Raw genomic sequence first — 24,032 nt, forward strand, 5'->3', positions numbered from 1 at the left:
AAAAAGGGCTTTGATGAGCCCGTACATAGATTTATAGGGAGAGAAGTTTATGCCAACGGAAAAGAACCCTGAGGTTTTATCATTAGTAGTTCCAGTTCATAATGAAGAAGATACGATTGATCTTTTTTATCAAGCCATGCAAGATGTCAAAAATCAGGTCAATGCTGAAATTGATTTTCATTTTATCGATGATGGTTCGACTGATTCTACTCTCTCAATTTTGCGTAAATTACGCGATAAGGATTCTCATGTTCACTATGTTTCCTTTTCGCGTAATTTTGGTAAGGAAGCCGGTTTGTACGCTGGTCTTGAACAGGCAACCGGGGACTATGTTGCCGTAATGGATGTTGATTTGCAAGATCCACCTGAATTGCTTCCTAAAATGTTAAAGGAAGTTCAGTCAGGGGAGTATGATGCTGTTGGAACACGACGGGTTGATCGTAAGGGTGAAGCCAAGGTTCGTTCATGGTTCTCTGCACAATTCTATAAGTGGATGAACAAGATTTCTCAGACTCATTTAGTTGATGGAGCTCGTGACTATCGTGTAATGACTCGTCAAATGGTTAATGCTATTTTGTCCATGTCAGAAAATCAACGTTTTTCAAAGGGAATCTTTACTTGGGTTGGGTTTAGGACAAAATACATTCCATTTGAAAATCGTGAACGTGTTGCCGGAAATACATCATGGTCATTTTGGTCCTTGACTAAATATGCTATTGAAGGCATCGTATCCTTTTCAACAATGCCATTGACGATTGTGACTTATTTAGGGATTTTATCTTTCGGTATTTCTATTATCGGAGGAGTCTTTATTGTTATTCGTGCATTAATTTCTAACTCGTCAGTAGCTGGTTGGCCATCAATGGTTACAATAATACTGTTTATTGGCGGTATTCAGATGCTTTCTTTGGGTGTTATTGGTCGTTACTTAGCCGCAATATTCATGGAAACGAAGAGGCGCCCTATTTATATAGCTAAAGAAACTAAATAACATATTCACATTTTGGAGAAGATAAATGAATCAAACAGTGTCTGCAGTTCTTGTAACATACAATCGACTTGAAATGCTTAAAGAAGCCATTCAAGCCCTTCAAAATCAAATTGTGCCGGTTAGTCACATAATTGTTGTAGACAACGCTAGTGAAAATGATACGAAGGAATACTTGGAATCACTAGGTGACCAAATCGAATACGTTCGATTGGAAGAAAACCTTGGAGGAGCCGGAGGGTTTAACAAAGGCGTTCGTTACTTCATGGAGCATACGGATGACGAATTCGTATGGTTGATGGATGATGACACAATGGTTCATCCAGACACCTTGCAAAACTTGTTAACTTTTGCCAATGAAAAGAAGGATTTTGGATTCTTAGCATCAGATGTTCGTTGGACAGACGGTCATCGAGCAAAGATGAATCAGCCAGCACCAATGAACCGTTTACACGTTATTCCTGAAGATCAGGTCGAGCCTGTGCAATTGCAAAATGCAACATTCGTTTCACTTCTAGTAAAAAGAGAAATTGTTGCTCAAATTGGTTTGCCAATCACAGACTTTTTCATTTGGGGTGATGACATCGAGTATACGGAACGTGCTGGTCGTGTTGCACCCGGTTACTTCGTACCATCAGCTAAAGTAACGCACAAAATGGGAACAAATGTCGGATCGAGCCTATTGAACGATGGACCTAACCGGACACCACGTTATTATTATTCTTACCGTAACAAGGGCTACTATGTCCGTAAGCGTGACTGGTACCGTAAGAACCGTGCTCGTTTGCGTACTCTTGCGGAGTATTGGCAAATCAAGCTCTCGAAGACTGACCGCAAGGCAGAAAAGTTAGCGGTGATGAAGAAGGGAATGAAGGCAGGGAAGACTTTCAACCCAGTAATTGAATTCGCAAACAAAAAAGAAAGCAAATAGATGGAGATTACTATAATGGATAAATTAGCAATTTTAATTCCAGCATACAATGAAGAGCAGACAATTGAAAAAGTAGTTAAAGACGTAAAAGAAGTTGTTTCTGCAATCCCTGGTTCTGTTATCTATGTTTATGATAATAATTCAAAGGATAATACGGTAGCGTTGGCTCAAAAGGCTGGAGCGGTCGTTCGTCATGAATACGCACAAGGTAAAGGTGCTGTTATTCGTCGAATGTTCCGAGAAATCGACGCTGAAGCTTACATTATGATTGATGCGGATGATACTTATCCGGTTGAGGCCATTCCAGACATGTATCAAAAAATCGTAGATAAAGATGTAGATATGGTTGTTGGCGACCGTCTTTCATCTACGTACTTTGAAGAAAATAAGCGTCCATTTCACAATGTTGGAAATACTCTTGTACGAAAGTTAATCAATACATTATTCAAAACAAATATTCGTGATATTCTAACCGGATATAGAGCTTTTTCATATCGTTTTGTTAAGACATTTCCAGTTCTTTCCCGAGGCTTTGAAATTGAAACGGAGATGTCAATTCATGCCACTGAATATCGCATGTTAGTTGAAAACCAGGTGATTAGCTACCGTGATCGGCCAGAAGGCTCAGAATCAAAGTTAGATACTTATGGAGATGGATTTCGAGTAATTAAAACTGTTATTAATCTTTATCGTGGTTATCACCCATTTGCTTTCTATTCAATTTTTTCATTAATCTTTTTCTTAGTATCGATGATCTTATTTGTTGGTAGAGTTCTCTTACCATATCCGGCAACCAATACTGTTCCTAATTTCCCTTCACTTATTGTTTCGATGATTTTGTTGGTGCTTGCCTTTATTACTTTTTTCTCAGGTTCCATTTTGGATGCAATCGAGACAAGCAATAAGAGAAATTTTGAATTGAAATTAATTGAGTGTGAGGATAAGAAAAAAAATGGTTAGTAAAAAGCGATTAAATGTAGTTGGCCTTTTTTTTGCTTTTCTTGCTCTGAGTATTTCCTATACTAAGGAATTAGCTGGGAGTAATTATGAGCAGCTAATGAACAGATTATCGCAATCAGCTAATGACAGTTTGTTGATGGCAATTGTATTTATTCTGATCTTGGTTTATCAAAAGCGATTACGTAATACTATTTTCGAACGAAAAAATGTTTTATTTTTGGTATTAGGTAGTGTTGCTTCCCTTGTTTATGTGCTTACTCTATCTGTTAATCAGAATGCAAATGCTAATCTAACTGGTAAAATTAATATTTTAGTGACCTTGGTTGCAATGGTTGGAATGGCTTATTTGTTTAGCCATTTATTCTTGTTGTTATCAAATGCTTGCGAGCGCATTAATATACAGCGATTTGATATAAAATATAGTTATATTGTTATTAGCATCGTTATTATTTGGTTTATTCAAATTTTTCCGCTTTTTCCCGGAATGGTTTCATGGGATGGCTATCGTCAGTTTGTAGAATATTTTCACACTCATATTAGTTATCTCAATTTTACATACTATCCGACTAGTCATCATCCATGGGCATCTACTTTGATTTTTGGCTTCCTGTTTTCTATCGGACGTTTCGTTGGTGGAACTAATATGGGATTGTTTACAATTGTATTGGTGCAAGTACTGGTAGCAGCATTAATATATGGAAAAATCGTTCAATATATTGGAAATAAGGTGGGAAAAATACCTGCTGTTGTTACTTATTTGTTTTATGTTTCTCCTTTTGTCGCTTTTTGGCAAGTAACGATTGAAAAAACGCCACTATTCATTGCGTTTACAGCATGGTTTGTGCTGTCATTCCTTAAAATTGTGTTGAATGACTATGTCGATAAAGGTTATTTTGAATATTTTCAGTTGATCATTTCTTCAATATTGATGAGTGCATTTCGTAATGACGGAGCTTATATTGTATTTTTGTCATTGATAGTTCTTGTTCTACTTAAGTCAAAACAAGCTAAAGCGTTTGCTAAAAATGCATCAATCGTTTTGATTGTATTTGTTATTACTTATCTTAGTTGGATGAAAGTTGCATTACCAGCGATGAATGTTGTCGCTGGTTCAACTGGAGAAACGATTACGATACCTATGCGGCAATTATCTTCTGTTGTAATCCATGATAAAAAATCCCTAAATAAGAAAGACTTAGAAACAATTGATCGAATTACCCCACTTGATAAAGTTAAACAGTACTACAATGTTGATCAAGCCGATAATTTGAAGTCACTTTTTCCCGTTAATTCATTCTTAAGGGGAAATGAAGAAATAAAAGAATTACAGTCGGGACGATTTAAGAAGACAGCTAATAAGCAAATTAAGAAAGAAACGAAGGATTATGAAGTACTTTGGATAAAGGAATTCTTTGTTCATCCAAAGATTTATATTATTACATTCTTCCAAGCTAACAGCCAATTTTTGAATCCGCTTGCTGATAATGATCCAAGTTCACGTGGAATTATGTATGGAAACGGCTATATGCTTAACAATAAATTCCTTCAACCAAGTTGGTTCGGACAGGTCCATAATTGGACTTCAGAAAAGTCAAGAAAATACATTACCTGGCCAAACATTTTGTTTAAGTTGCCATTTATTCGAACAATATTGCAACCAGCATTTACATTATGGTGCGTTTTGTTTAGCATCGTATACGCAATTTATAAGAAAAGTTACCTTGTAATCGCAATTTTACCAATTTTTCTCTTAACGATGGTGCCATTACTTTCACCGGTTAATGGTTATGAGCGTTATATGTTACCTGCGATGTACGTCATGCCACTTCTCTATATGATTTTGGCTATGATTAGTAGTAAAAATTTAAAGGATAAATTTGTTTTATAAACTAGTAAAAAGGGCAGAAGTCCTTTTTTTACTAGATAGAGAAAAGGAAATATATGTCTGATAAAATTAGAAAAAATGGATTTTTTTATATCATTTCATTAAGTTGTATTTTTTGTTATTTTTTTACTTTCAATTTAGATACCCCGTTATTTGATGATGATTTATATCTTAGTTCGCATCAAACCTTCAGCACTCTGTATCAACAGGCTGTTGGTGATTATTTTAGCTGGAATGGACGTGCAGTTGGACAGACTCTGTGGCGATTGTTAGTAAGTAATAATCAAATCATTATTTCTGTCGTAATTTCGATAGTGTCAATTTTGTTGCTAGTTATTATGTATTCGTTTTCTAGAAAGGAAACTGAAGTCAAGGCTGGACATTTATGGTTAGTATTTCTTTCCACTATGTTCTTTGCACCCGTAGTGGGACAAACAATGTTCTGGCGGGCTGGTGTTGGAAATTATTTATTTACAACATTTATAATTCTTTTATTTATTTTTCCATATTATCAGTGGTATCAAGGTAGAAGTATTAAAAGAACTTTGTATATTTTACCGGTACTTTCTGTAATCGCTGGTTGGTCGAGTGAAAACACTTCTGGTGGAGGGATTTTGATTGTTCTTCTATTTATGTTTACTGGATTTTTCTTAAAGAAGTTAACATTCAATATTTGGCAATTTATTAATCTTTTTTCTTATCTGGTTGGATATTTCTTTTTGGTATTAGCACCCGGAAATAGCATTCGTACTGCTAGTCAAATGCCAACTTGGTGGTTGAAGCAAAGTATTTTTTCCCATTTTAAATCTGGATTTATTTTAGTAACAAAATCACTTTACCATCATTACTTACTATTAATAATTGTTCTGTTTGTCCTTTCCTTGTATGTAATTTATAAATACGGGGTGAAAGAATTTATACTTCCCGCTATTTGGTTAATCGGCGGCTTTAGTACTATTTATGCTCTTTCTCTTGCACCAATCGGGCAAGATGCGGTCGCTCTTTTTTTGGTGGTACAATATTTTTAATTATTGCACTGTTAAATTTGTTATTTATTATTTTAAGCCAACTAGATTGGGAGACCAGCCGGATATCTGCAACTGGTGTGCTGATTTTTTCGCTTTTATTAGCGGCTGGTGGGATTTATAGAGTCGGTAGGGGAGCAGTTGATGCTCATTACTTTAATAACGCTGTAAGAGAACGTTATGCAGTATTAGACAAGGAGAGGGGATCTCAAGATGTTGTGTATGTTGATCGACTTAGTTATTATCCGAAGACTAAATTTTCTGTGGGCTATCAATTAGAAGAAATTTCAGCAAAAGATGCATTTATTTTTCCTACTGCTGGTTATAATATTCATTTTCACCTTAAAGGAATTTTGCTTGACGAGTAATTATAAAAGAATTTAATTAATTGATATGAGCCCCGAAATTTGGATTAACCAAATTTCGGGGCTTTACTATTTAAAAGGAAAATAAAAGGACGAACACCGATGGAACAACGGCGCTCATCCTAAAGCAAGCTCAATGACATGTCCTAATTTTGCTGCTCATATCAAATCGATTCTTTTGTATTTAGTATTTGATTTTCTTTGAAAGATATGTTTTGAACCAATTATTATTTAATAATAGAAAAAGCCAAGTTAGCACGGAAATTATGAAAGGAATGATTTCCCAGGCTGGAATAGATTGCTTAACTGTTACTTTATCGTCTAATGAAAGCTTTTGATGAATATGAATTTGCCCATCCTTAATAGAATGATTAATTTTTTTATTATTAATCATTACTGTAATGACAGTTCCATTGTAACCGAGGATAGGGAGCTTTAAATCTTCTTTCGCAATTTTCTCAGTTGAATAGAAGGAGATTGTATCTGGGCTAGCTTTGAATTTTATCGTTTTAATGTTTTGACCGGTAGAAGTGACAATTAAATGTTTAGCAATTTGTCTTCCTTTTTTGTCTGAGAGCAACATAGAAGAATTTGAATTAGCTAAGGCGCTTTTAGGTGCATAGTCAGAATAATTCATTAACTGCCAAAATGAATCATTCCGCGCGGTTGAATAGGAAAATGCTTTTAAGCTCATGATGTCATAGCCATCCTTTTCTTCTGAAACATAATCTTTAATGTCTTGACTTGTAGAAACTTCTAAATGCCCCTCATTATCGATGGAAGGAGAAAGGTTATCATGAATGGTAAACATCACAACTAGTATTGCGGGAATAACGGAAAAGCATAGTACTCTGATGGCATTCTTTGAAAGTTTAGTTTGAGACATATTTATCATGGTAAAGAAAAGAAGTAAAAATAAACCATAATAAAAAATTCTAACAGGCATCTGAATAATTAACAAAGGAGTTGAACTGGCGAAATTTGTCCAACAGGTTGCGCTAGTACCTGCTATTGCAATGAATAATGCGATTATTTGTCCCCGACTTATTTGTTTTGATATAGAGATACCAGCTGCAATTACAAGAGCAATCGTAATCAGTGTTGGACTTGAGAAGAAATCTAGGGATTGTATCCAGGTTTTAAATGTTTGAACAGACGCCTCTGGCGTATGAATTTTATTGGAGAAGGAAATAACTGTGATAGGAACAAGGATAACAGCTGCTCCCAATGAACTGATAATTCCGGATTTCACTATATTTATAGTTACGCGCAATCTATCGCTATCACTCATTAGTGAAATTAAGTAAAATCCGAGCAAAGTTCCTATAGTGAGTATCGAAGTAATTAGGTGACCATAGAAGCTCAAGATTAAACCAATACTTACAAAAACATACCCTTTATTTTTTGTAAGATTTTCTAACCCATACGCGAAGGCAGGAATTGCCATCAATCCTAGTGCATCTCCACCTTGAACGGTAGTAAGGAGAAAAGTTGCCCATAAAATTGATAATGGTGTCGCAATTAAGATGGAGCTCTTGATTTTAAAATGTAAGATGATATAAGCGATTACTGCGCTGAAGAAGAATTCTAAAATAATAAATGCTTTATAAATAAAAAGTGGATTAGTACTTATTTTTGGAATTAAATTAACAATTAATTGCATGTTGACGGAAGGATAGAATACATTTGTTATCGACCCAATCCTGCTATTTGTTAAAAAGTTTTGAGGATAGAGAAATTGCAAGAGTCCACTAGATAAGTTATTTACTCTAGATAGATGATAATAAGCATCCCAAGGTAACTTAATGGGAAGCAAGATAAAGGTATTCAAAATTAATAGAGAAGCGAGAAATATAAATAAGAATGGTATAGATTCTTTAAGAACTTTTTTTTTGATCATAATTTACTCCAGAATGTTTGGCTTTTAACAAATAAGTGTTTCCTAAGAATCAAGAATATTAATACTACTATAGTCAATGTTGAAACAAAGAATGGAATCAACCGCCAAAGAGGAATGAATTGCTTGATATAAACTGTATCTTTTGCAGTAACGGCAGCGTCTATAGTAATTCTTCCATCTTGAATAGTAAATGGTATTTCTGAATGATTAATAAAGACTTTCACTTTATTGGCTTTATATCCCATAACTGGAAGTTCAATAGTTGATTTAGAAATGGACTTAGTCGGTCTAAAGCTAATTTCTGATGCGGTCGTTTTGAAGTGAGTCGTAGGAATGTTATCATTTGCATTTTTTGTTAACCGGTGCGCTACAATATTTTTGGCTTTTTGATCCCAAAATAGAAATTTTGTTTGTGGATCATTTAGGCCTTCTGATGGAGAGTAATCTGAATAATTCATCAAACTCCAAACTTCTGGTTGATTAAAGATCGTTCCTGTGAATGAACCATATTCTCCCAAATGCTGTCCGTCGTGTCCTTCCTGAAAACTTTTGATAACATCTTCTTTAGATATAGTAAGAATGTACCCTGTATCGTTGCTAACTTTTGAAAAGAATGATTTGTGAATTGCGGTTCCTAAAAGGAAGCAAAGAAAAAGTAGCGAAATAGTAACAACTTTTTTCCATTGAATTGGAATCTGAATTCTGCTTAATGTAATAATGGCAAATACAAATGCAAGACAGATACCCCAATTGAACAATCGATATGGAAATTGAATGATGTTTAGGATTGTATGATTGAATATATAGGGCCAGATGAAAGCAGTAGTGCCCGAAAGAGTAAATAATAATATTCCAATGGAGTACTTTTTTTCATAAATAATGCTGAGAATAATGAATACGGCCATTACAATGAAGGTTGGATCTGTAATTATTCCTGAAAGATATACGAGTTGGTAATCTACGAAGGCAGATGCCATTTGAGGTGGAGTATTGATTTTATTATTTGCATAGAGCATAACCATAGGGAAAATAATATATTGAGATCCCAATACTGTTGCTATTGCTGCTTTCATTCCTTTTACTACAAAGTTGAGTTTATTCTTTTTAGTTTTGATAAATTCAACTAAAAGATAGAGAAGGGTAAAAACTATTAAGAAAAGAGATGTTAGAATGTGGGACGAGATGGACAGAATCAATCCAAAAGATAGTAATATCCATCCATTTCTTTTTTTAAAATAGTAAAGTCCAACAGCAACGAAGGGAAAGGCAATCTTAGCTAGTATTTCTCCACCAATCGTTCCTATATCAAAGGTAATAATGAGCGTACCCCAAAGAATTGAAGCTAAAAAAGAATTTAGGAGAGGAGCCTTAATAAAGTACCTTAGGACTGAATACATACTTAAAATATTAATATATAGAATTAGGACGACCGTCAGTCGGTATGTTCCTAGTATGCCAATATTAGTTGGAATCAGATTTACAATGAAATTCAGAACGCCTACAGGATAGAAAATATTAGTGGTGCCACCAATTCTTCCTAGAGATAGAAAATTTTGAGGGTACAAAAAATTTAAAGGGTTCCCATGTATGCTCTCCATTCGGGAAAGATGAAAGAACGAATCACCATTGAATCGAATCGGTATAATTAGTAAGACATTTAAAAGTAAAAAAGAAAAAAGTAGCATTCCTATAAATGTATATACTTCTTTTAGTGTTTCGCTTTGAAAAAAATGATGTGTACTATTTTTGGAAAACATATACTTTTACCTTCTATTATATTGAGTAATTATTTTTTGTATAAATGATTTACTTAACTAGAAAATTTTAACATAAAAAGCAAAGGCATTTTTAAGCTTTATAAAAGCTCTCTTTAAAATGTTAAATCATCGAGCTATTCTATGACTAAAATAAAACATTTTTCGATAGACTAATAGATTTAACTTATCCAAATTCAATTTTTCAAAATTATAATCTCTAGATGATTACTATTTTTGAGTTAAAGCTAAAAAAACGATCATTAATTATGAAAAGATGAAAAGAAGGGCATAAAAGCCCTTCTTTTTATCTGATTTTAAATTATACAAATTGTGTTATAATGTACTTGTTATTTTTGTAATTTTCGTCATATATAAGGGAAGAGAAGATGCACAAAAAATTATATAAATCAGGAAAACATTGGGTAGCCTTAACAGTCTTTACCGCAGCTGCGATTGTTGGTGCGGGAATGACTTCGGTTAGTGCGGAAGAGACTGCTCCGAATCAACAAGCAAAATCCGCCGTTTCAGTAAATGAAGTACAAGATACAACTACGCAGTCGGATGAAACGACTACAAAGCCGGCACAATCAAGCAGTCAAGAATCAACTGCTACCGAATCAGATCAAGAAACCAGTCAGCAAACAACAGCAACAAAAACGGATCAAGAGGGAAATCAAGTAGATTCGAGTGACACAAAGCAAACATCTTCTCGTGATCAAGCATTGGCTAATTTTGCTAGTCAACATGTGAGTGGCTATATATATTCACCTGAGGTATCCACAGCTAATGGTGGTTATAACTGGTTTGAAAATGGTCAATTGTTTACAGGTTTTCGTTATTACATGGGGACCTACTATTGGTTTGTGAATGGTGTTCGTCAAAATGCTGGGTGGCGTCAGGCTTGGGGAATGACTTACTACACCGATAATGATGGCCGTGCCGTACAAGGGCGTCAAAATATTGGCGGCCAAGACTTTTTCTTTGGTGATGATGACACTTATTACCTTCGTAGCTCTGGTTATCTTTATGATGGATCACAGTATAATGGTGGCTATCGTTGGTATGAAAATGGGCAGTTATATACCGGCTTCCGTTATTATATGGGGACCTATTATTGGTTTGTCGATGGTGTTCGGCAAAACGCCGGTTGGCGTAACGCCTGGGGGATGAAGTATTATACTGACGATCAAGGCCGCGCTGTCCAAGGTACCCGGGTAATTGATGGCCACGTCTACGATTTCGGTAATGACGGAACTTATTATAGTCGTCCAGTAAATGGCTATGTATGGGATGGATCAAGTCAAAACGGTGGATACCGTTGGTATGATAACGGAAATCTTTACACCGGATTTAAGTACTATATGGGTACTTACTACTGGTTTATTGATGGTGTCCGTCAAAATGCTGGGTGGCGTGATGCCTGGGGAATGAAGTACTATACGGATGATCAAGGCCGTGCAGTGCAAGGTACCCGGGTAATCGATGGCCACGTCTACGATTTCGGTAATGACGGAACTTATTATAGTCGTCCAGTAAATGGCTATGTATGGGATGGATCAAGTCAAAACGGTGGATACCGTTGGTATGATAATGGAAATCTTTACACCGGATTTAAGTACTATATGGGTACTTACTACTGGTTTATTGACGGTGTTCGTCAAAATGCTGGTTGGCGTGATTCCTGGGGAATGAAGTACTATACGGATGATCAAGGCCGTGCAGTGCAAGGACGCTATTGGATTGATGGCGGCCAGTATTTCTTTGGTTTGGACGGCTCATATTACATGCGGACGAACCGCTATGTAGCCGATAACGATGGCGTTTATTATGCCGGTGGTGACGGTCGGTTCTTAACTGGGTCACAAAGTATCTATGGCCGTTGGGTTAGTTTCTTTGGAGATGGCCGTCTGAACACAGATGGCCTGAACATTGATTTTCCACATTGGTCATTGAACCAGGTGAGCCTTGGAGCACCGGAAGGTTGTGAAGGGGTTTCATTCCAAATGGCCCTTTCCGCTAAGGGGAAGAACGTTCCAAGCTTACAAGATATCTATAACCGGATCGGTTATGGTTGGGGTGTTTCACCATATGATGGTTTCCACGGTAATCCATTTGGCCGTGGGGCAGGTGAAACTCAAACTGTATTGGCTGGAGCCTTGGCTTCAAAGTTAAATAATGCTTTCGGTGTACAAACAGAAGACATTACGGGAGCTGGTCCTAACCAGATTATTGCCCAACTGTTGTCTTGGAATCCTGTTATTTCCTATATCCCATGGGATTTCCAAGTTGGTGGTGGTGCTGATCATTTCCACGTTCAATTGATTTACGGATATCGTGATGGCGGATTCTTAGTAGCTGACCCACTACAGTATTCTCGTGGTGCCAACTATTGGATTTCAACAGGTGATTGGTGGTATTTGAATAGCAACCTTCAGCCTGTTGGATATGGTGCACCGGCTTCGATGAACGTTGTGGTAATTTAGTCGATTAAAAAAGTAATTTTAGATTATAGTTCTAAAGTTGCTTTTTTTATTTTGTAGGAGTGTTGGTGATGTTTTGTTAGTATATTGATTGTGCTGTGATTGAGGAAAAGGAAAGAAGGAATGAATAGTTTTAAAAATAGAAAAATAATTCAAAAAAGATTGCTATGGTGTACATTTTTTTCATGATAGGGCTACTAATTTTGTTGACTGTTTTCGATTTTACCGTTAATAGTCGAACAGTTGCTTCAATACAAAAAATTACAAATAAAAGAGAGAGTAGAATTGGGTACTATACTCGTTCAAGCATGAATAAGATTCCTGATTTAATTACGAATAAAAAATACTTAGCCCCAACTATCGATCATGAATCACTACAGAAGGATATTCCAGGTGCGAAGGTGTATGATGCAACAACTGAACAAATGGTTCGGATGGATGTTTGGGATTCTTGGCCGGTGACAGACCCTGAGGGTGGTTTAGCAAATTACCATGGGTATCGTTTGGTTGTTGGTTTGACGGCAAAAAATGGACGTTATTCTGGTGCCTCGACTAAGATGGGCTTGTTTATGCAGAAAAACGATGCGAAGCAAGATGATTTAAGCACCTGGCAATTTGTTGGCTATGTCTTTAATTCGAAACTAGAGGGTGTTTCTGACCAAGATTATGACCAGTATTTGCAAAATAGCCGTGGTGAATGGTCGGGTTCGACCGTGATGATGAACCCTAAGGATAATACGCTGCGCTTCTTTTATGCTAATGCCTATGTTTTAAATGGGGTTTCGGCCCAGGTGTTAACTACCGCTCAAATTACGGTTAACCCAATGGATGGTAAAAAATGGTCAAGTGGTTTAACGATCGACCATACAAAGACGACGGACCGAAAAACAGTCTTTTCCGGTGACGGTGAAATTTATCAGACTGCTAGTCAGGGTGAGGGCAAGGGTAAGTATTTCAGCGATGATTTGACTCTGCGTGATCCACATTTCGTTCGTGATGGCGACAAGTATTACCTTGCATTCGAAGGAAACACCGGCCCTAAGTACAATTACCAAGGAAAGAACAACTTTACGAATAAAAGTTATTATGGCTCTTCCTCATACTTTGAAAAGGAGTCAAAGCGTTTAACGTCTAATCCAAATTCTTCTGAGTATGAAAAAACATACTTTGCCAATGGGGCAATTGGAAAACTCGAGTTGAATAAGGACTTTTCTGTTAAAAAGGTTATGCAGCCTATGGTTACCGGGAATGCGACAAATGGTGAGCTAGAGCGGATTAATCTGTTTAAGCATAATGGCCGGTGGTATGTTTTCACTTCCACCTGGGGATTCCACATGGCGACTGATAATGAAGAGATTACGAAGAACTCATACCTGCTTGGTTTTAGCTCTAAGGATGGGATTAATGGCACCTACGAACCACTTAATGGCAATGGCCTTGTGATCGCTGGTCAGGGAGAAGGAACGAATTCGAAGAGCTTTACCTACTCCTATTTAGTCCTGCCTAATGGTGATAAGAAAAATAATCGTTTTGTTGTCACTTCCTTTGAAAAGAATAGTACCTTTGCACCAAGTTATTTGTTAAAGATTGACGGTGATAAAACCACCATGATTAATAATAAGGTACTTGGACAGGGTGTCCTAACGGACAATAAAAAGTATTTTTCTGCCCATGCACAGAAATTGGCGGATTAAATCAAGAACTAATTGTTTCTTGTGCCCTCATCGGGTATGCTATTGAATGTATCTTAATTTGATGAGGAATATCATGAAGAATTTAATGGATTTGTATAAGAAGTATGAAGAGACCATTTTGTATCTCTTCTTTGGGGGAGCAACTTTTGTTGTTTCCGTTGTGACTTATTCGCTCTTTTCGGCGGTGATGCACTGGGATTATAGTTTGGCCTATGTGGCTTCCTGGTTCTTGGCGGTGCTCTTTGCCTATTTGACCAACCGAATCTGGGTGTTTAAGTCCGAGGTTCGTGACTTTGCTGGACTCTTCCGGGAGATTTGGCAGTTCTACTTGGCCCGAATTGTGACGGGCGTGATTGGTTGGTTGATTCTGGCCTTCGGTGTGCAGATCTTGCACCAAAACGATTTGATCTGGAACGGGATTCAAAACATCTTTGTGATTGTGTCGAACTATGCCTTGAGTAAGCTTTTTATTTTTAAGAAGCTGGAAGGCGAATAAGAGGAAATGATAACCTGCGGGTTATCATTTTTTATTTATGGAAATTTTGGGAAAAGTTTAAAAAAGTTATCGATATCTCATTGCAATCTTAGTGAAATAATTATAATATAGGCAGTGAAAAGAGCGGGGATGTAATGTCTCCAATCAATACCCATTTTTAGGAGATCGACCAGTGTGATTAAGCAGAATAAATTACTGGTAACCATTATCGCAACGGCGATATTGGGAGCGGGCGCCGTGGCGGTTGCAAGTAAGAATTTGAGCGATCAGAACGACCGGAGTAAGACTTCTTCTTCGAGTACGGCGCTGCCAACAACGAAGGATACGTCCTGGAAGGATAACGCTGTCAATGAGAATGGTGGGAGCGCAAGTGCTGCTTCAGGGGCTGCTTCGAGTTCTAGTGACTCGTCCTCTGCTGCAAAGGGCAGTCAGTCAGCAGGGAGTGGTTCGTCATCGAGCAGTAGTCAGTCTAATACACTGACTGAAGATGACTTTCGGTCAAGTGATGACTTGGCTTATCGGATGATTGCCCTGTATGGCATGCTGAATGGTGATGCTTCCTGGAAGGCTTTGCAGTCGGCTAAGGGCATTACGCTGACCCGTCAGTCGGATTCCGTGCCGACTTTTGCAGTGACGGCGACGAGTGGTGGCAATACGACCGCCTACTACCGCTATGCGATGACGAGCAATGACACGGAAGCGCAGAAGAAGCCGCTCTCCTTTAGCAAGAACGATGCGAGTCAGTACCGGGCGTCGGTTGCTGACGTGTTGACTTGCGTCAACGCGAACGGCGGTCGGGCAACGATTCAAAAATTGAACTTTAAGTTAGTTAATTAATGATAAGAAAGGGACCAATCAGACGATTGGTCCCTTTTTGTATAAGATCGATTCGTGCTATTGTAGCGGGGATTTGAACCTGCTATGATGACGGTAGAAAATTCAAATAAAAGGAGAAAACCATGATCGCAGAAATTCAAGTTGAGTTAGATAGCCGAGATAAAGTCTCTTTTGAACGGCTCTGTCAGCGGCTGGGGATGACGGCTCAGGATGCCATGCAAAACTTTGTCATTAAGACCTTGGATATTGGGAAGATCCCCTTTCAGGTTGAAGAGCCCAATGAACGGTTGAAGAAAGCCTTGGCGAGTCGTGATTACGTGACTTTTGAGAATCCTGAAGATTTTTTGGAGTACTTATACAATGACGAAGATGAATGACTATCAGTTTCAAGCGCGTTCTGTTAATGGCTTTAAAAAACAATTTCGGAAGATGATGAAGGGCGGACGATATAAGAAAAGTGATTTTGAGCGAATTAACGAAATTCTTCTTCGAGGTTTACCCATTCCTGAATCGTATGAAGACCACCAGTTGACAAATCGTGAAACAGACCGGGCCTTGCATATTAAACCTGATTGTGTTTTGGTGTACCGCTATAACGGTGATTATGTCGAGTTTATTGAAACCGGTAGTCATACTAATCTTTTTTAAGGCAAACAAAAACCCCCTCGACCTGGTTAGGTGAGGGGGTTATTCATTTAATCTGAATTACTTTACGTACTTAGCCAAACGTGACTTTTGACGTGAAGCCTTGTTCTTCTTGATCAAGCCCTTTGAGTAGGCGCGATCGATAGCAGAAGAAACTTGCTTGTACAATTCAGCAGTATCGTCTGAACCGGCCTTAGCAGCCTTGACGAAGCGCTTAACGGCAGTGCGGTAAGCGGAACGCTGTGGTTCGTTGCGATCGTGTTGCTTCTTAGTCAAGCGTACGCGTTGAATAGATGATTCAATAATCGGCATATGTCTGTCTCCTTAAATTTGATGCTGGTTTTTGCAAAGCAGTAGCTTAACGACGCAAACCTAAGCGCTTGATCAATTCACGGTAACGAGGAACATCCGTACCACGGAGGTAACGGAGCAAGTTACGACGACGACCGATCTTCTTCAAAAGACCACGTTGTGAGTGAAAATCATGCTTGTGCATTTCCATGTGGGCGTTCAATTCGTTGATGTCGGCAGTCAAAACTGCAACTTGAACTTCCACTGAACCAGTATCGCCTTCATGGCGGGCATATTCTTTCATGATTTCGTTCTTACGTTCTTGTGTAAGGGCCATAATCATTTCCACCTTTCTATAATGTCGCCAAAGTCTGAGAAAAACGACGGTGAGACATTAATCTAAGAATTTGGTCAGTTGTTTTGACAACAGTCTTAATTATACGGACTTTTCCTAGAAAATCAAGGGGCAGAAAGGGCCGTTTAATGGTAAAATAGAACAGTAATTAATCTTGAAAGGAAAGCCGTGGTAGCGCCCTTGGGGCCTGCCATGCAGGTGAATACATGGCAACATCAATTTCCAAAGAAGAAGTCGCCCACGTCGCCGACTTGGCCAAGTTGACTTTTGAAGAAGAGGAACTGAACGCCTTCACGAGTCAGCTCCAAGACATCGTTTCGCTCGTTGACAAGATGGCCGAAGTCGATACGAGCGGCGTTGAACCAACTTACTCCGTAACCAAAAACGTCAACCACTTACGGGAAGATAAGGCGGATAACTGGCACGAAAAGAAGGCCTTGCTCAAGCAGGCGCCAGAAGAAGCCGCGGACCTGATTAAGGTGCCGGCCATTTTGCAGGGAGGGGAAGAAGCCTAATGACTTATAACTACTTCGAACACTCACTGGAAGACATTCACGCCGCTTTGCAGGCCGGTGACATTACGGCCACGCAATTGACGGAAGACACGCTTGAAAACATTAAGCAGTCGGATGGCGAATTGGAAGCCTTTGTGCGTCTGCACGAAGAAGCGGCCATGGAAGCTGCTCGGATTGCCGACGAAGAGGGGGACTTTGACAACCTCTTGGCCGGTATTCCGATGGCCATCAAGGACAACATTGCCACTGAAGGCCTGGAAACGACTGGGGCTTCTAAGATTTTGGCCGGTTTCAAGCCTGTTTATGATGCCACGGTTACTAAGAAGTTGAAGGATGCCGGGGCGGTCATCGTTGGAAAGGCCAACATGGATGAATTTGCCATGGGTGGTTCTTCTGAAACGTCCGCTTACAAGCAGACGAAAAACGCCTGGGACCTTTCCCGTGTGCCCGGTGGTTCATCGGGTGGTTCGGCCGCCGCAGTGGCTGCTGGTCAGGTGGGTTATTCCCTTGGTTCCGATACCGGTGGGTCGATTCGCCAGCCAGCCGCCTTTAACGGCTTGGCCGGCATGAAGCCAACCTACGGTCGCGTGTCTCGTTTTGGCCTCTTTGCCATGGCTTCCTCATTGGACCAAATTGGTCCCTTGACCCGAACGGTCCGTGACAACGCCTTGGTGTTGAACGCCATTGCTGGCTTTGACGACCGGGACTCGACTTCTGCCGAAGTGGCCGTGCCGGACTTTACCGAGAAGATGGGCCAGTCCATTCAGGGAATGAAAGTCGCCGTGCCAAAGGAATACTTTGAAGAGGGGATTTCTGCTGAAGTCAAGGCCCAAGTCAACGCGGCCATCGCACAGTTGAAGGCCTTGGGTGCCGAAGTATCCGAAGTATCCCTGCCACACACCCAGTACGGTGTGGCGGCCTACTACGTCTTGATGTCATCAGAAGCTTCTTCGAACTTGCAGCGTTACGACGGCATCCGTTACGGCTACCGTGCACCGGAAGCCAAGAGCCTGGAAGAAGTTTATAAGGAAACGCGTTCCGAAGGATTCGGTGCCGAAGTCAAGCGCCGGATTATGCTAGGAACCTACTCCTTGTCAGCCGGTGCCTACGATGCCTTCTTCAAGAAGGCCGCGCAGATTCGTACCTTGATCATTGAGGACTTTAACAAAGTCTTTGAAGAGTACGACCTGATTGTTGCACCAACGACGCCAACTCAGGCCTACAAGATGGGGGCTGAAATTGACGATCCAAAGGCTATGTACATGGGCGATGTCTTGACGATTCCAGTCAACTTGGCTGGTTTGCCCGCCATGTCGGTTAACGCCGGCTTTAACGGTGGCTTGCCAATCGGTTTGCAGATCATTGGAAAGGCCTTTGACGAGCAGACGATTTACCAGTTGGCCTACGCCTTTGAACAGGAAAACAACTTTACTGACAACATCCCCGCAATCGGGGCGGATTTCTAAGGAGGCCAGCTGATGGGAAATGAAAATTTTGAAACAGTGATTGGACTCGAAGTCCACGTCGAGATGCAGACAAATTCCAAGCTGCTCTCGCCATCCCCCGTCCACTACGGGGACTCACCAAACGAAAACACCAACGTGATTGACTGGGCTTACCCTGGTGTTTTGCCAGTGGCTAACAAGGGTGCCATTGACTATGGTATGCTCGTGGCCATGGCCTTGCACGCTGACATCACCGAAGAAATTCGCTGGGACCGAAAGAACTACGTTTACCCCGATAACCCCAAGTCTTACCAGACGACAATGAACCAGACACCACTGGCTCGTAACGGTTATTTGGATGTGACGATGCCCGACGGGAACGTGAAGCGAATCGGAATCGAAGAGCTCCACGTCGAAGAAGATGCCGGAAAGAACACCCACGGGACCGATGGTTATTCTTACGTTGATTTGAACCGTCAGGGAACGCCCCTGGTCGAAATTGTTTCCAAGCCGGACCTGGCCTCTCCCGAAGAAGCCTACGCCTACTTGGAACAGCTGCGCCGCGTGATTCTCTTTACCGGTGTTTCCGAAGCCAAGATGCAGGAAGGGCAGATGCGTGCCGATGTTAACGTTTCCTTGCGTCCGCATGGATCCAAGGAATATGGGACCCGTGTTGAAATGAAGAACGTTTCTTCCTTCCGCTACGTTGAAGCAGCCCTGGCCTTTGAAGAAAAGCGCCAGGCCAAGTTGATTCGTTCCGGTGGCAAAGTCCGTCAGGAAACCCGCCGCTACGACGAACCAACCAAGTCAACGATTCTGATGCGTGTGAAGGAAACGGCCGACGATTACCGTTACTTCCCAGAACCCGACCTGTCACCGGTTCGGATTGACCAGGCCTGGATTGACCGGGTGGCTGCGGACTTGCCAAAGTCAGCAACCGACCGTCAAAAGGACTACGTCGACGAACTCGGCTTGGAACCATACGATGCCGAAGTGTTGACGCAGACTTTGGCCATGTCAAACTTCTTTGACAACACGGTTGCTGCTGGTGCTAATTCAAAGCCAGCTGCCAAGCGTGCCGCCAACTACTTGATTGGTGATGTCAACGCCTACCTAAACAAGAACCAGGTCGAGTTGCAGGAGACGAAGTTGACCCCTGATAACCTGGCCGGTTTGGTTAAGTTGGTCGAAGACGGTACGATTTCAACCAAGCAGGCCAAAAAAGTCTTCGAAGCCATCATGGATGGGGAAGAACCGGAAGCCTATGCCAAGGCCAAGGGGCTGGTGCAGATTTCTGATCCCGCCACGCTCTTGCCATGGATTACAGAGGTCTTGGACGCCAACCCACAGTCAATTGAAGACTTTAAGGGTGGAAAGGACCGTGCCACTGGCTTCTTGATCGGACAGTTGATGAAGAAGTCCAAGGGTCAGGCCAACCCCGGTGTCTTGAACAAGCTGTTGTTGGAAGAATTGAACAAGCGTTAAAGGTTGTTTGTGGTTCAGGCCCACGGCTGCGGGCCGAAGAAGGCTTGCCTTCTGTCGGTTTGCTGTTTTTTGACCCAAGCAATTGTTAAAATGGAAAACCGTCCTGGTTTTCCGTACATAGATTTAGGAGGAAAGGGCGTGGTTGGCCTTGTCAGAAGACCGACCCGCCTTTGGTGAGCAAGATGAAACGTGCACGAATTATTTACAACCCAAGTTCCGGTCGCGAAATGGTTAAGCGGGAAATGCTTGGTATTTTAAACGTTTATGAACAGGCTGGCTACGAAACGTCGACTTTTGCAACGACACCGGAACCCCTTTCGGCACAAAAGGAAGCGACCCGGGCGGCCCTGGCTGGCTTTGACCTGATTGTCGCTGCCGGTGGGGATGGCACCATCAACGAAGTCGTCAACGGGATTGCCCCCTTGGCCAAGCGACCAAAGATGGCTATCATTCCGGCTGGTACAACTAACGATTACGCCCGGGCCTTAAAAGTCTCCCGTGATGATCCATTGGAAGCCGCTAAGGTCATTTTGAAGAATCAGAGCATCAAGATGGACATCGGCCAAATCCAAGCCTTTTCGCCCGCTGAAGTTGGCAAGGAAGGCTCGGCTTTGGAAAAGCAGCCGGTCCGCTACTTCATGAACATCGCGGCCCTGGGGACTTTGTCCGAACTGACCTACGCCGTGCCATCGGCCATGAAGTCCCTCTATGGCTACCTGGCCTACTTGGTCAAGGGTGCCGAACTGCTGACCCGCTTGAAGCCGGTCTCGGCCAAAGTGACTTTTGACGATGGGGAATACGAGGGCGATATTTCGATGATCTTCTTGGCCCTGACCAACTCGGTCGCCGGCTTTGAAACCATCGTACCCGACGCTAAGCTGGACGACGGCATGTTCACGCTGTTAATCGTGAAAAAGTCCAACCTCTGGCAGATTGCCCAGTTGGCCGCTCAAGTCTTGAAGGGCGGGGCCCACACCCACAACCCGAACTTGATTTACAAGAAGACAGCCAAGGTGGAGATTGAGCCAACCAACGGTGATCCGATCAAGGTGAACTTGGACGGGGAGTATGGTGGCGATGCACCGATGACTTTTGAAAACTTGAAGCAGCACATCGAATTCGTGGCCAACATTGAAGCCATGAAGACCGATGACACGACGGCCAAGATTCAAGAGCAATTCGTCGAACAAGTTGAAAAATTAGAAGCAACGGGCGGTCACGATGACCTGTCCGAAGAAACGGCTGATAAGGCCGGTAAGTAAGCAGACTGGCGGCACCTGGTGCGGCCAATTTTGCGTTATTAAGAAGATGAAAGGCGAACACACATGGCAAAAGCCAATCGCGTATACAAGCCGAAGGCGCCGGTCAAAAAGAACGACCGGGTCGAGGCCGACATTATTGATTTGACCTACCAGGGGATGGGTGTGGCCAAGGTGGAAGGTTTTCCACTCTTTGTGGCCAATGCCCTGCCCGGTGAAAAAGTCTTACTGACGGTAACCAAGGTTTTGAAGAACTACGGCTTTGCCCGCATTCAAGAAATCGTCAAAGTCTCCCCCGACCGGGTCGAATTGCAAGACAAGCTGGCCCTGACAACGGGAATCGCGCCGATGGCCAACCTGTCTTACCCAGCCCAGTTGGCCTGGAAGCAGCGGCAGGTCCGCGAACTCTTCAAGAAGGCCCAGTTACGGGTGGCGGTTGCACCAACCTTGGGGATGGATGACCCAACCCACTACCGAAACAAGGCCCAGGTACCAACGCAGATGGTTAATGGTCGCTTAGAAACCGGCTTTTACCGCCGTGGTTCCCACAAGTTGATTCCAACCGATTCCTTCTACATTCAAGACGAAAACGTCGATGAAGCCATTCGCGTTACGCGCGACGTTCTTCAAGATTTGGGTATTTCGGCCTATGACGAAGAGACTGGCAAGGGCTTGGTTCGTCACGTTATGGCCCGCTACGGGAAGGCAACTGGCCAATTGATGGTCGTCTTGGTGACGGCTAAGGAACGGCTGCCTGAAAAGGAGGCCATTGTGGCGGCCTTAAGAGAACGTCTGTCCAAGATGGTTTCCCTGGTCCAAAACGTGAACGCCAAGCAGACCAATGTCATTATGGGCCAAGAGAACCACCTGCTTTGGGGTCAGCCTGAAATCGAAGACCAGTTGCTCGGCAAGGCCTACCTGATCGGACCGAATTCCTTCTACCAGGTTAATCCGTCAACGACGGCCAAGCTCTACAGCCTGGCCAAGGACCTCGCTGATTTGAAGCCAACCGATACGGTCATTGATGCCTACTGTGGGATTGGAACGATCGCCTTGACGGTGGCGGACAGCGTCAAAAAGGTGCTCGGTGTCGAAGTGGTCGAACCGGCCATCGAAGATGCCAAGAAGAACGCGAAGCTAAACGGCATTTGGAACGCCGACTTTGTCGTGGCTGATGCACCGGAGCAGATGCACCAGTGGGCCAGCGAAGGCAAGACGGCCGACGTCGTCTTCGTTGATCCACCCCGCAAGGGCTTGACCAAGGACTTTATCGAGGCCGTTGGGGTGATGAAACCCGACCGCCTGGTCTACGTCTCCTGTAATCCGGCCACTTTGGCCCGTGACGTCAAGGACCTGATTGAGCAGGGCTATGAAGTGGACGGCCGTGTTCAGCCCGTTGACCAGTTCCCACAGACCATGCACGTGGAAGCGGTGGTGAAGCTGGTGCGGAAGTAGGAATTTTTAGATGAAAAAGTCAATTCATAAACAATTGAAAATCAACGACGTAACCTTCTGGATGGAAATGGATGGGGAGAGAGTTGAGTTTGAGGTTTATGACTTTAGTGGAATTGAAAACTTCCGGTTTAACGCTGAAAACCATCCTGTAAAGGATGAGTTTGTTATTCATCCTGTAATTTCGAATGAAGTGGAATTTCATAAATTAGAGTTTAAGACTGACCGACTTGGTGATGATTATGAATATATTGACCAGGCGGATAACGACTTTTGCGATGGTGGCATATTTAATGTAAATGGCATGTTATACGGCCTAGCGATCTACGATTTATTTCATTTTGATCATTACTTTTCAAATTCAAATCGTGTAGCACCTGAAGTTAATGCTAAACGATTTAAAGCAGTTTATTCTGATATTAAACTAAAAAAGAATAACTGGCTGTTCTTTCAGGTGAGTTGTGAATTAAAGTCTGACTACGACGAACAAGTGAGACGTCGAGGGAAGGATACTGCCATTGCCGCATCTTTCGATGCAATGCGCGATTTACATGATCATTTTAAATGGGCTAATCCAAATGTGTATCCCAATGATGCCTTTTCCAAAGCATACAAAAGAGGGAAAGATGTCCATATTGGTCCGATTAAATTTTGGATTGAAAAAGATGGAAAGAAAATCGATACTCAGCTGATAGACGTCACTAAAGAAGGAAAATGGTATTTGAAAAACCATAATTTCTTCAAATACCCATTAGATATCGAACACACATGGTTCATGAAACCTGTTCTGCCAAAAAAATATTCTTTTGATGACTTAGTCTTACATTCCCACTATGATCAAAAGAAAATCATTCCAAAAGAAGTGTTCTCTGACGAATTTTATGAATGCAAAACGTTTGATGCAGGTCAATTTACTCTCGGATTAGCAATTCAAGGCGTTGATGAAACGATGGAGACATGGTCTGATCACGGCAAACGTTGTACTGTTCATTACGGTATTTACGGTGAGAATATGCAGGCTGGTTATGATTCGATGAATCAGGATAACTATGATGATTTAATGTTTCAATTCATTGTTAAAGAAAAAAGTTATGATCCCTTTTATGATGATTTGTGCTACGACATTGATCGAAATGAAGACGATGCAATCGATGTTGCTGCAGACATGATGTATTCGTACACTCATCCAAAATTTTGGGATTATCCAAAAAGCTGAACTTGTCAGCTTGTACATACGAAAAATAACGAAAATTGTCCCTAAAGGAGG

The 24,032-nt window shown here is 41.5% G+C and carries 22 protein-coding genes and 1 pseudogene; 19 read left to right on the forward strand and 4 right to left on the reverse strand.

Going from position 1 to position 24,032, the window contains the following annotated elements; translation table 11 throughout:
• Positions 1-49: 49 nt before the first annotated feature.
• From G6R28_RS00865 to G6R28_RS06600, 6 genes are read left to right on the forward strand one after another with little or no spacing between them, the layout of a single operon-like run.
• Positions 50-991, forward strand: a complete 942-nt coding sequence (locus G6R28_RS00865) for a glycosyltransferase family 2 protein (RefSeq protein ID WP_213792359.1) — start codon at positions 50-52, stop codon at positions 989-991.
• A gap of 25 nt (positions 992-1,016) precedes the next feature.
• Complete coding sequence (locus tag G6R28_RS00870; protein WP_213792360.1) at positions 1,017-1,919, forward strand: glycosyltransferase family 2 protein; 903 nt, start codon at positions 1,017-1,019, stop codon at positions 1,917-1,919.
• 15 nt (positions 1,920-1,934) lie between these two features.
• A complete protein-coding gene (locus G6R28_RS00875; RefSeq protein ID WP_213792361.1) occupies positions 1,935-2,879 on the forward strand; it encodes a glycosyltransferase family 2 protein in 945 nt (314 codons plus the stop codon).
• Positions 2,872-4,767 carry a DUF6020 family protein gene (locus G6R28_RS00880; RefSeq protein WP_238479208.1) on the forward strand — a complete coding sequence of 632 codons (1,896 nt, stop codon included), beginning with the start codon at positions 2,872-2,874 and terminating at the stop codon, positions 4,765-4,767. Before G6R28_RS00875 ends, G6R28_RS00880 begins: the two co-directional genes overlap by 8 nt.
• A 53-nt stretch (positions 4,768-4,820) precedes the next feature.
• Positions 4,821-5,792 (forward strand): DUF6056 family protein, encoded by a 972-nt coding sequence (locus tag G6R28_RS00885; RefSeq protein ID WP_213792363.1) that lies wholly within the window; start codon positions 4,821-4,823, stop codon positions 5,790-5,792.
• Positions 5,793-5,809: 17 nt separating this feature from the next.
• Positions 5,810-6,157, forward strand: a complete 348-nt coding sequence (locus tag G6R28_RS06600) for a hypothetical protein (RefSeq protein WP_213792364.1) — start codon at positions 5,810-5,812, stop codon at positions 6,155-6,157.
• Positions 6,158-6,338: 181 nt separating this feature from the next.
• Here the strand turns inward: G6R28_RS06600 and G6R28_RS00895 are convergent, their stop codons facing one another.
• Together G6R28_RS00895 and G6R28_RS00900 are read right to left on the reverse strand one after the other, a co-directional pair.
• Entirely contained in the window at positions 6,339-8,054 is a 1,716-nt protein-coding gene (locus tag G6R28_RS00895; RefSeq protein ID WP_213792365.1) for a hypothetical protein, read from the reverse strand.
• A complete protein-coding gene (locus tag G6R28_RS00900; protein WP_213792366.1) occupies positions 8,051-9,811 on the reverse strand; it encodes a hypothetical protein in 1,761 nt (586 codons plus the stop codon). The genes G6R28_RS00895 and G6R28_RS00900 overlap by 4 nt, the downstream gene beginning before the upstream one ends.
• A gap of 386 nt (positions 9,812-10,197) precedes the next feature.
• Here G6R28_RS00900 and G6R28_RS06650 point away from each other — a divergent pair.
• The 7 genes and pseudogenes from G6R28_RS06650 to G6R28_RS00930 form a co-directional block, all read left to right on the forward strand.
• A pseudogene (locus tag G6R28_RS06650) lies at positions 10,198-10,290 on the forward strand (KxYKxGKxW signal peptide domain-containing protein); the annotation flags it as partial.
• Positions 10,291-10,653: 363 nt separating this feature from the next.
• Positions 10,654-12,294, forward strand: coding sequence for a C39 family peptidase (locus tag G6R28_RS00905; RefSeq protein ID WP_238479210.1), 1,641 nt, complete (start codon positions 10,654-10,656; stop codon positions 12,292-12,294).
• A 305-nt stretch (positions 12,295-12,599) separates the two neighbouring features.
• The gene (locus G6R28_RS00910; protein WP_213792368.1) at positions 12,600-13,985 is read left to right on the forward strand and encodes a glycoside hydrolase family 68 protein; all 1,386 of its coding nucleotides are present in this window, start codon (positions 12,600-12,602) and stop codon (positions 13,983-13,985) included.
• A 73-nt stretch (positions 13,986-14,058) separates the two neighbouring features.
• The gene (locus G6R28_RS00915; RefSeq protein ID WP_213792369.1) at positions 14,059-14,481 is read left to right on the forward strand and encodes a GtrA family protein; all 423 of its coding nucleotides are present in this window, start codon (positions 14,059-14,061) and stop codon (positions 14,479-14,481) included.
• Positions 14,482-14,655: 174 nt separating this feature from the next.
• Positions 14,656-15,318 (forward strand): hypothetical protein, encoded by a 663-nt coding sequence (locus G6R28_RS00920; RefSeq protein ID WP_213792370.1) that lies wholly within the window; start codon positions 14,656-14,658, stop codon positions 15,316-15,318.
• Between the two features lie 122 nt (positions 15,319-15,440).
• Entirely contained in the window at positions 15,441-15,695 is a 255-nt protein-coding gene (locus G6R28_RS00925; protein WP_213792371.1) for a type II toxin-antitoxin system antitoxin, RelB/DinJ family, read from the forward strand.
• Positions 15,679-15,966, forward strand: coding sequence for a type II toxin-antitoxin system YafQ family toxin (locus G6R28_RS00930; RefSeq protein ID WP_213792372.1), 288 nt, complete (start codon positions 15,679-15,681; stop codon positions 15,964-15,966). The genes G6R28_RS00925 and G6R28_RS00930 overlap by 17 nt, the downstream gene beginning before the upstream one ends.
• 57 nt (positions 15,967-16,023) lie before the next feature.
• Here the strand turns inward: G6R28_RS00930 and rpsT are convergent, their stop codons facing one another.
• Positions 16,024-16,275 (reverse strand): 30S ribosomal protein S20, encoded by a 252-nt coding sequence (gene rpsT / locus G6R28_RS00935; protein WP_213792373.1) that lies wholly within the window; start codon positions 16,273-16,275, stop codon positions 16,024-16,026.
• A 46-nt stretch (positions 16,276-16,321) separates the two neighbouring features.
• Positions 16,322-16,591: a 30S ribosomal protein S15 gene (rpsO, locus tag G6R28_RS00940; RefSeq protein ID WP_091501309.1), complete on the reverse strand. Its 270-nt coding sequence runs from the start codon at positions 16,589-16,591 to the stop codon at positions 16,322-16,324.
• A 224-nt stretch (positions 16,592-16,815) separates the two neighbouring features.
• On the opposite strand from rpsO, the gene gatC reads away from it, so the two are divergent.
• The 6 genes from gatC to G6R28_RS00970 all read left to right on the forward strand — a co-directional run bounded on the left by gatC (position 16,816) and on the right by G6R28_RS00970 (position 23,981).
• Positions 16,816-17,124 (forward strand): Asp-tRNA(Asn)/Glu-tRNA(Gln) amidotransferase subunit GatC, encoded by a 309-nt coding sequence (gene gatC / locus G6R28_RS00945; RefSeq protein WP_213792374.1) that lies wholly within the window; start codon positions 16,816-16,818, stop codon positions 17,122-17,124.
• Positions 17,124-18,590 carry an Asp-tRNA(Asn)/Glu-tRNA(Gln) amidotransferase subunit GatA gene (gatA, locus tag G6R28_RS00950; protein WP_213792375.1) on the forward strand — a complete coding sequence of 489 codons (1,467 nt, stop codon included), beginning with the start codon at positions 17,124-17,126 and terminating at the stop codon, positions 18,588-18,590. The genes gatC and gatA overlap by 1 nt, the downstream gene beginning before the upstream one ends.
• Before the next feature lie 12 nt (positions 18,591-18,602).
• A complete protein-coding gene (gene gatB / locus G6R28_RS00955; protein WP_213792376.1) occupies positions 18,603-20,054 on the forward strand; it encodes an Asp-tRNA(Asn)/Glu-tRNA(Gln) amidotransferase subunit GatB in 1,452 nt (483 codons plus the stop codon).
• Positions 20,055-20,236: 182 nt separating this feature from the next.
• Complete coding sequence (locus G6R28_RS00960; protein WP_213792377.1) at positions 20,237-21,316, forward strand: diacylglycerol kinase family lipid kinase; 1,080 nt, start codon at positions 20,237-20,239, stop codon at positions 21,314-21,316.
• A gap of 63 nt (positions 21,317-21,379) precedes the next feature.
• A complete protein-coding gene (gene rlmD / locus G6R28_RS00965; protein ID WP_213792378.1) occupies positions 21,380-22,768 on the forward strand; it encodes a 23S rRNA (uracil(1939)-C(5))-methyltransferase RlmD in 1,389 nt (462 codons plus the stop codon).
• Positions 22,769-22,778: 10 nt separating this feature from the next.
• Entirely contained in the window at positions 22,779-23,981 is a 1,203-nt protein-coding gene (locus tag G6R28_RS00970) for a hypothetical protein (RefSeq protein WP_213792379.1), read from the forward strand.
• The last annotated feature ends 51 nt before the right edge of the window (positions 23,982-24,032 follow it).

This window comes from Fructobacillus papyrifericola (assembly GCF_018437235.1).
Classification (GTDB): domain Bacteria; phylum Bacillota; class Bacilli; order Lactobacillales; family Lactobacillaceae; genus Fructobacillus; species Fructobacillus papyrifericola.